Origin of the sequence: Aquabacterium sp. (genome assembly GCF_030652515.1) — a bacterium.
Lineage (GTDB): Bacteria > Pseudomonadota > Gammaproteobacteria > Burkholderiales > Burkholderiaceae_C > Aquabacterium.
The window spans coordinates 1-8,393 of the sequence record NZ_JAUSAR010000118.1 but is presented as its reverse complement, the minus strand read 5'-3'; the positions used below and the strand labels follow the sequence as shown (position 1 = coordinate 8,393).

Sequence of the window (8,393 nt, the reverse complement as noted above, 5' to 3'; positions counted from 1 at the left end):
GCGTGCCAGCAGAACTCGGCCGCCCCCATGGCGCCCCAGGCAATGCCGTAGCGAGCCTTGTTCAGGCACCCAAACGGCCCCTTCAGGCCCGACACATTGGGCAGGATGTGGTCATCAGACACCAGCACCTGGTCCAGCACGATCTCGCCGGTCACGCTGGCGCGCAGGCTGAGCTTGCCCTCGATGCGCGGCGTGCTGAAGCCCGTCATGCCGCGCTCAACCACAAAGCCGCGGATGGTGTCGTCCAGCTTGGCCCACACCACCGCCAGGTCGGCGATCGGCGAATTGGTGATCCACATCTTGGCCCCGTTGAGCACATAGCCGCCGTCCACCTTGGTGGCCCGCGTGACCATGCTGCCGGGGTCAGACCCGTGGTTGGGCTCGGTCAGGCCAAAGCAGCCCACCCACTCGCCGGTGGCCAGCTTGGGCAGGTATTTTTGCCGCTGCGCCTCGCTGCCATAGGCATGAATCGGGTGCATCACCAAGGAGCTCTGCACACTCATGGCGCTGCGGTAGCCGGAATCGACCCGTTCCACCTCACGCGCAATCAGGCCATAGCTGACATGGTTGACGCCCGGGCAACCATAGCCTTCAATGGTCGAGCCCAGCATGCCCAAGGCCCCCATCTCGTTCATCAACTCACGGTCAAACCGCTCTTCGCGGTTGGCCGACAGGATGCGCGGCTGCAGCTTGTCCTGGCAGTAGGCCTGGGCCGCATCGCGGATGGCACGCTCTTCATCCGACAATTGGGCATCCAGCAGCAAGGGATCGGACCAGGAAAAAGTGGCTTTGCTCATGGAGAAGGCTTGGTTTGGGTAATGATTCAAGGATCACACGTCAGTCTACGCACAAGGACACCCCCCATGGAAGCGAATGCCCCCCAAAGCAACACCCTCGAAGAAGCCACCTTTGGCGGCGGCTGCTTCTGGTGCGTCGAAACCGTGTTCAACCAGTTGAAAGGGGTGATCGATGCCGAATCCGGCTACAGCAACGGCCAGCACCCCAAGCCCAGCTACGACGATGTCTGCACCGGAACCACCGGCCACGCCGAAGTGGTGCGGGTGAAGTTTGACCCCAGCCAGATCAGCTACCACCAACTGCTGGAGGTGTTTTTCACCATCCACGACCCCACCACGCTCAACCGCCAGGGCAACGACGAGGGCACGCAATACCGGTCAGGCATCTACACCCACAACGACAACCAGGCTCACCAGGCCCGCGCCCTGATCGAGCAACTGGAAACCAGCCACGCCTTTGGCAAACCCATCGTCACCGAGGTGCGCCCCTTGGCCAATTACCACCCGGCCGAGGCCTACCACCAGCGGTACTTCGAGCACAACCCACACGCCGGCTATTGCGCCTTCGTGGTGGCCCCCAAGGTGGCCAAGTTTCAGAAAACCTTCGGCGACCTGCTCAAAAAGGATTGATGAATCAGGGCGCCAAGCGGCGAAGCACCCACTGCCCGCTTGGGCTGGATTCAAAAATCAGGCGATCGTGCAGGCGTGAAGTGCGCCCTTGCCAGAATTCCCACCGATCCGGCACCAGGCGATAACCCCCCCAGTGGTTGGGCCTGGGCGGGTCATCACCCAAACGAACCTGCTGATCGGCCCATGCCGACTCCAGCACCTCGCGAGAAGGGATCACCTCGCTTTGCGGCGATGCCCAGGCGCCAATCCGCGAGCCCAAGGGCCTGGAGCGGTAGTACTCGTCCGATTCAGACTCGGCCACCTTTTCCACCCGTCCCTCCACGCGAACCACCCGCTCCAAAGAGCCCCAGAAGAATTGGATCGCGGCAAACGGATTCGCGGCCAGGTCCCGCCCCTTTCGGCTGGCGTAGTTGGTGAACCACACCAGGCCGCGCTCATCGGCGCCTTTGAGCAACAACACCCGTGTGGAGGGCCGCCCATCCGCGCCCGCCGTGGCCAGGGTCATCGCGTTGGGCTCTATCACCTTGGCCTGCACGGCCTCATCGAACCACAGGTGAAATTGGCCCAAGGGATTGGCTTGCACATGCTCTTCGTCAAGGGCTGCCCGTTCGTAGCTTTGGCGCATCTGCGCCAGGTCGTGTGAGGTTTTTTCCATCCAGCCAGTATCGGCCAGTCTGGCCCGGTGGTGAAGCAAAACGGCATAAACCCGTCTGGGGTATTTGCCTAAGTAAAGGTGCTCTGGTGCATTGCAGCAATTTGGCTCACACTTTGTTGCAAGTCCTAGGCAAACCATGAACCACCAGCCCACCCTCATCATCCTGGCCGAACCCACGCTCCACAGCGCGGGCGGGCCGGATGCAGGCGGCCAGACAGCCGCCAACGGGCAAGCCCTGGGGCTGTTTTCAGTGATGGACAGCACGGTTCGCCGAGGATTGGCCAGCGGCCTGCCCATGGTGGTCGTGGCGCCACCCGACATGGCCAGGCAAGCCCGCATGCTGCTGCCTGGCAACGATGTGGTTGACCTGCCTGACATGTCAGCCCCCCGATCGCGCGCCGATCGCCTGGCCAGGGCCGTCGCAGCGGGGGTTGAAGCCAGCGCCAATGCCCCTGGCTGGTTGCTGCTCCCGGCAGACATGCCCATGCTGCAAGTGGACACCTTGCGCGCCGTGGCCAATGCAGTCGCGCTGTACACGGTGGTGTTTCCGCAATACCGGCACCGCCGAGGCCACCCCGTGGGCTTCTCGGCCGAGTTGTTCTCCGAACTCATCCGCCTGGACAGCGAGCGTGATCTGGCCCGCCTGACCGCGCGCTACCCCGCCATGGGCGTAGACGTGGACGATCCCGGTGTCCTGATGGCCCAAGACGCCCAAAGTGGATTGGCCCAGTTGCGCGTGCAATTGCACAGCACCAACCTGGCGCCCCGCTGACCGTTGCGCACCATCAGCGCCCAATGCGCTGGCAAATGAGTCGCAAAAGGCCCCAACTAGTGGAATCCCGGGGAACGATTGATGTTCGATGCCCCATGGTTTCCCTAGTTTTCAGGACCTTGCCGCCCTACAGCCCCCTACTCACGGGGGTGCCTCAAATCGGTGCTGGGGCAACATTCATTCACCAACTTCTTGCAGCCTGCAAGCACTTAAAAGGAGCTACTCAATGAAACTGCGTTCGATCTCTTTCGCTGCCGCCACCCTCGTCCTGGCCGCTTCGGCCAATGCCTTGACGATCGACTGGACCAAGATGCAAGGCACGTCCACCTTGGCTTTCTCTGACAACGCCATCAGCCTGTTCCAGGCCAACGGCGGCAAGCTGGCTGCCCTGGGCAACACCACCCCCGTCGGCACCAGTGGCTGGAGCTTCGCGCTGCCCATCACCAACATCGAAATCAATTCGGCACTGAAGATCGCCTCCGGCCAAGCCAGCGGCTCCGCCCTGGACATCATCCGCCGTACCCTGGATGAAGACACCGGTGAAGTCATCAAGGCCAACATCGTTCTGGCCAACTTCAAGCTGGACTACATCAACCACAAGGTGCTGGCCGACACCACCGCCAACGGTGCCGCCACGCTGCCCATGTTCGCCGTGTACGACTTCAACACGGCCACGCCTTTGGCCCTGAAGTACAAGTTCCCCTTCACCATCAATGGCAATGAAGTGCTGGACAAGCTGATCCTGACACCTGCTGCTGTGGACTTGTTCGCCTCGTCGCTGGGCCTGTCTGGCGACGCCGTTCTGAACTTGGTGCGCACCACCGAGTTCGGCACGCTGACGCAGACCATCAGCACCAACGCTCGCAAGCCAGCCGTCAACAAGACCCCTTACGTTCCTGCTCCCTGAGTTTCAACGGTGAACCTGATCGGGCAGCTCCACCCGGTCAAATCACCCGGAATTCCATAGCATGAAAAGGCTCCCGATTGGGAGCCTTTTTTCATTGGCACAACACCATTGCAAATGATCCAGGCATCAGAGGCCCTAAAAAGGCCTGAATAGTGGAATCCCGTAGTCACCGACTGAATTCCAGCTACTTGGTTTCCCCAGTTTTTCACACTATCCAGGGGGTCAGCGGCCTTCACCCCCTGTTCGCGGGGGGGGCTGCAAAAAAGCTTTGATGCACCATTGAGTCATCCAATCACTTGCACTTAGCAAGCTTGTCCACCAAGGAGCAAAAATGAAACTGCTGACCATCCGTTCGATCTCTTTCGCTGCCGCCACCCTCGCCATGGCCGCTTCCGCCAACGCGCTGACCATCAACTGGAGCGGCCTGCAAGGCACCTCCACCCTGAACTTCTCGGAAAACGCCATCAGCCTGTTCAAGGCCAACGGCGGCAAGGTGGTTGCCCTGGGCAACACCACCCCCATCCTGGCAGAAGGCGCCACGTCTGCCTGGTCGTTCGTGCTGCCGATCACCAGCATCACCATCACTCCCAGCCTGAAGATTGGTGCCGGCCAAGCCAGCGGTTCGGCCCTGGACATCGTCCGCAAAACCTTGGATGAAGACACCGGTGAAGTGATCACCTCGGGCATCGTTTTGGCTAACTTCAAGCTGGACTACATCAAGCACCAGGTGTTGGCCGATGCCACCACCCATGGTGCCACCACCCTGCCCATGTTTGCCGTGTACGACTTCAATGTCGCCACGCCCCTGGCTTTGAAGTACAAGTTTCCCCTGAGCATCACCGGCCGCGAAGTCCTCGACAAGCTGAAGCTGACGCCTGCCGCCGTGGACCTGTTCGCCACCTCGCTGGGCCTGTCGGGCGATGCGGTGATTGGCTTGGTTCGTGACACGGAGTTCGGCACCCTGACGCAAGACATTGCTGTCAAGGTCCGCAAGCCTGCCGTGTCGAACAAGCCTTACGTTCCTGCTCCTTGATTTGAATTGTGAAAAGCCCGTGTAAGCGGGCTGACTGATTATTCAAATGCCTGAAATGAAAAAGCTGCCAGTTGGCAGCTTTTTCATTTAGTCCTGGATTTTCTTTAGAAATTATACCCAACACTCACCATCATCACATATGGGTCCAAAGTTTGGTTTTGCTTGAAAACATAGTTACCCAGATTGGCTCCTCCATTAACGCGGTTAGCCGGATCATAGTTTCGGTAGGCCCTGATACCGCGCAACTGAGTGTCAAGAATGCCGCCAGGCGCTTGAATCGACCGCAGCCTGTCTCCCTGCGGCCCCGGCCAATAGGTGAAGATTGGTGAATTACGCGTAAGGCTCATGTCGTAAACGGACAAGGTATTCTCGACCTTGGCCTTGAATTGGCCTAAGTGAAGATTTAAGTCCCAGGTATCATTAAATGAATATTTCCCCCCAACCAACCAACCCAAACCAACAGACCCCTTGCTACTAATTTTAGTAACCCCACCAGTCCAACGCTCCAATTCAGGAGTAGATTTCAAATCGAATGGAATCAAATAATTTGCGACCAACGAGACCGATGGCCGGAATTTGTCGGATTTATTACCGAAATAATAGTGCCCAAAAACAAGAAAACCCAACGTTTTACCAGTAGCAATCTTCCCAGCGTTCTGAAAAGTTCCGGCCCCATAAATATTCACATCAAACGGCAAAGCCATCACTGGGACCTCCACCGCCCAACGATGCTTCTCATCCAAATACATCCCCAAAGTACCAATTGCTCCAGGTGCCGGATCTGCAATCCTTGCCTTTATATCGTCAGGTATATCTAACGAATCCTCACCTGTCGTCCGGCCATATAGAATACCAAGATTAGTAGGGGAGTTATAAAGTGTATCAATTGCCCCATTCCCGCCGGCTGGATCACACAAGGGCAGATCATCACCATTGCCGTCAACTTGCTGAGAACAATACCACCCACGGTCCCCTGGCGTGATGACCTTGGGGTCAAGTGTCCCACTAATCACTGCAGGACTGCTCAGAATAGGCCCGGAAACATTCTTAGCAGCCTCCGACTTATTATTCATCTTCAAGCCCAGCAAACCAAACCGCGCAAATATATTGCGAGTCGGCTCGATCTTGAGCTCCTTGCCATACCGATCGGTCGTCGTTTCAGCGCCGGCATTGGCCATGGCACCCAAGAAAATCAATCCAGCAACTGCACTCAAACGGAACGGCATTGTCATATTGTCTCCAGCGATGATAGGTTCTTTGGGGTCATGCCCCATTATCGTCAATCGACCCAACCCTGATGTAAAAAACCGCTCTGTACCACAGAGCGGTTTTATAGGGAAAGCTCTAAGCTTTCCCCGCCAAGTACTTCAAAGTCCTGGCCTTAAAGCGCGAACGCTCTAACTCAGGCAGCGCGGCGGCGGCGAGCCACAGCAGCGATACCAACCAGGCCCAGGCCCATCAACGCGTAGGTCGATGGCTCAGGGATGGCGGCGGCGGGAGCCGTGAAGGTGCCCGAAGCGTTGGTCGTGCCCCAGTTGGCCGTGCGCACCAGGGTGGCAACAGGGTCAGTGGCTGCGGTCGACAGGCCCAGAGAAGACAACACGGTGTTGGCCGTGTCGCCGTTCATGCGCAGGGCGCCAGCCAAGCTGCCGCTGGCCGTGCCGTTGGCCACGCCACCACCCACCGAAGTCACTTCGATGTTGCCGCCCGTGCCACCGACGACGCCAGGAACGTCAGCCGTGAAGATGGCTTGCTTGCCGTAGCTGACCAGCGCGCCGGAATCCGTGCGCGAGTACAGGTTGGCGAAAATGGTGGAGTTGCTCAGGTTCACGTCGAAGTTGGCCATGAACACGCTGCGCGTGGTCGTGGTTTCGTCGTCGTTGAACGTGGTGCGGCGGATTTGCACCAGCGAGTTGGCGGCTTGCAGCGAGGTCAACGCGTCACCAGTGATGGTGGCGGTGTTGAACGACAGGCTGACGTTGCCAGTGGCCTTGGTGTACACGGCCGTGTTGGTGGCACCAGCACCGGGCAAACCGGCGATGGTGGGGATGGTGCCTGCGGTGACCACGGTCGAGCCAGAAGCGCTCAGAGCCGACAGAGCGTCAGCCGAGAAAGTCAGGCCGCCCGAACCGGAGACCACGCTCCAGGTGCCGGCGTAAGGAGTCGCGCTGGCAGCACCGACAGCAACAAACGCGGCAGCAGCCACGATGCTCTTGAATGCAAATTTCATATTTATCTCCACACAAAGCGGTCCCTTTTTTGGGGAAATCAAAAAATCTAGAGAGGCGTCCGCGTATTCCTCTTGTCGACTCACAGACTTTACCGATCTGTCTAGCTCAAGCATAAGGGCCTTTAGTCAGGCCAGACAACGGGGCAGGCGCGCATTGGCCGCTTTTGACGGTCTGGGAAACCCCCACCCAAGCCTGTCGCCCCCCTGACTAGGGGTGGGGTTGACCCTAAAACCCGTGACAACCCTTGGCTGCATTCAGGCCAAAATCACCCTGGCGAACTTGCGCTTACCCACCTGAACCACGAAAGTTCCCTTGGCCAGCTTCAAAGATTTGTCGCTGACCACACCCCCATCCACCCGCACCCCGCCCTGCTCGATCATGCGCATGGCCTCGCTGGTGGACGGCACCAAACCCGCCTGCTTGAGCAAGGCCCCCATGCCCAGACCCGCGCCATCGGCTGGCAATGCCAGGTGAAGCTCGGGGATGTCATCGGGCACGCCGCCCTTCGATCGATTCACGAAATCAGCCAGTGCCCCCTCGGCGGCCTGGGCCCCATGGAAACGGGTCACCACCTCCTGAGCCAACAGCACCTTGGCATCCCGAGGATTGCGCCCCGTGGCGCATTCGGACTTGAGCTGGGCAATGCTGGACAGCGGCGCAAAGCTCAGCAACTCGAAGTAGGACCACATCAACTCATCGGAGATGCTCATGAGCTTGCCGAACATGCTGTTGGGCGCCTCGCTGATGCCCACATAGTTGTTTTTGGATTTGGACATCTTCTCGACGCCATCCAGCCCCACCAGCAAGGGCATGGTCAGGATGCACTGAGGCTCCTGCTCGTACTCGGATTGCAGGTGCCGCCCCATCAGGAGGTTGAACTTCTGATCCGTGCCACCCAATTCCAGGTCAGCCTTGAGCGCCACCGAGTCATAACCCTGCATCAAAGGGTACAGAAACTCATGCACGCTGATTGGCGTGTTCGCCTTGAAACGCTTGGTGAAGTCGTCGCGCTCCATCATGCGGGCCACGGTGTAGCGCGATGCCAGTTGGATCATGCCGCGGGCGCCCAAGGCGTCGCACCATTCGCTGTTCTGGCGGATTTCGGTGCGATCCGGGTCCAGCACCAGGCTGGCTTGCTTGTAATAGGTTTCGGCGTTGACCTTGATCTGCTCGGCGGTCAAGGGCGGGCGGGTACTGTTGCGGCCGGAGGGATCGCCGATCAATGAGGTGAAATCGCCTATCAAGAAAACGACCGTGTGGCCGATATCCTGGAGTTGACGCAACTTGTTGAGCACCACGGTGTGGCCCAAGTGGATGTCTGGCGCGGTGGGGTCCATGCCCAACTTGATGCGCAGAGGAACCTTGGTG

Annotated in this window: 9 protein-coding genes; 4 read left to right on the top strand and 5 right to left on the bottom strand. The window is 59.0% G+C overall.

Translation table 11 applies throughout. From position 1 onward, the window contains the following. A partial coding sequence (locus Q7V20_RS14745; RefSeq protein ID WP_304792591.1) for an acyl-CoA dehydrogenase family protein occupies positions 1–797 on the bottom strand: 797 nt, incomplete at its 3' end. Positions 798–863: 66 nt separating this feature from the next. Here Q7V20_RS14745 and msrA point away from each other — a divergent pair. Next, a complete protein-coding gene (gene msrA, locus Q7V20_RS14740; RefSeq protein ID WP_304792587.1) occupies positions 864–1,427 on the top strand; it encodes a peptide-methionine (S)-S-oxide reductase MsrA in 564 nt (187 codons plus the stop codon). Positions 1,428–1,431: 4 nt separating this feature from the next. Here msrA and pdxH read toward each other — a convergent pair whose 3' ends face one another. Then, entirely contained in the window at positions 1,432–2,082 is a 651-nt protein-coding gene (gene pdxH / locus Q7V20_RS14735; RefSeq protein ID WP_304792585.1) for a pyridoxamine 5'-phosphate oxidase, read from the bottom strand. Between the two features lie 136 nt (positions 2,083–2,218). Here pdxH and Q7V20_RS14730 point away from each other — a divergent pair, with 136 nt between their 5' ends. The 3 genes from Q7V20_RS14730 to Q7V20_RS14720 all read left to right on the top strand — a co-directional run bounded on the left by Q7V20_RS14730 (position 2,219) and on the right by Q7V20_RS14720 (position 4,794). Then, positions 2,219–2,854, top strand: a complete 636-nt coding sequence (locus tag Q7V20_RS14730; protein WP_304792583.1) for an NTP transferase domain-containing protein — start codon at positions 2,219–2,221, stop codon at positions 2,852–2,854. A 226-nt stretch (positions 2,855–3,080) separates the two neighbouring features. Next, positions 3,081–3,761 (top strand): hypothetical protein, encoded by a 681-nt coding sequence (locus tag Q7V20_RS14725; protein ID WP_304792580.1) that lies wholly within the window; start codon positions 3,081–3,083, stop codon positions 3,759–3,761. Between the two features lie 331 nt (positions 3,762–4,092). After that, positions 4,093–4,794: a hypothetical protein gene (locus Q7V20_RS14720; protein ID WP_304792577.1), complete on the top strand. Its 702-nt coding sequence runs from the start codon at positions 4,093–4,095 to the stop codon at positions 4,792–4,794. A gap of 104 nt (positions 4,795–4,898) precedes the next feature. On the opposite strand, the gene Q7V20_RS14715 is transcribed toward Q7V20_RS14720, so the two are convergent. From Q7V20_RS14715 to tyrS, 3 genes are all read right to left on the bottom strand, one after another. Beyond that, a complete protein-coding gene (locus Q7V20_RS14715) occupies positions 4,899–6,026 on the bottom strand; it encodes an OmpW family outer membrane protein (RefSeq protein ID WP_304792574.1) in 1,128 nt (375 codons plus the stop codon). Between the two features lie 170 nt (positions 6,027–6,196). Then, complete coding sequence (locus tag Q7V20_RS14710; protein ID WP_304792571.1) at positions 6,197–7,024, bottom strand: PEP-CTERM sorting domain-containing protein; 828 nt, start codon at positions 7,022–7,024, stop codon at positions 6,197–6,199. Between the two features lie 255 nt (positions 7,025–7,279). Continuing rightward, positions 7,280–8,393 (bottom strand): tyrosine--tRNA ligase (gene tyrS / locus Q7V20_RS14705; protein WP_370652480.1); only part of this gene is annotated, 1,114 nt, incomplete at its 5' end.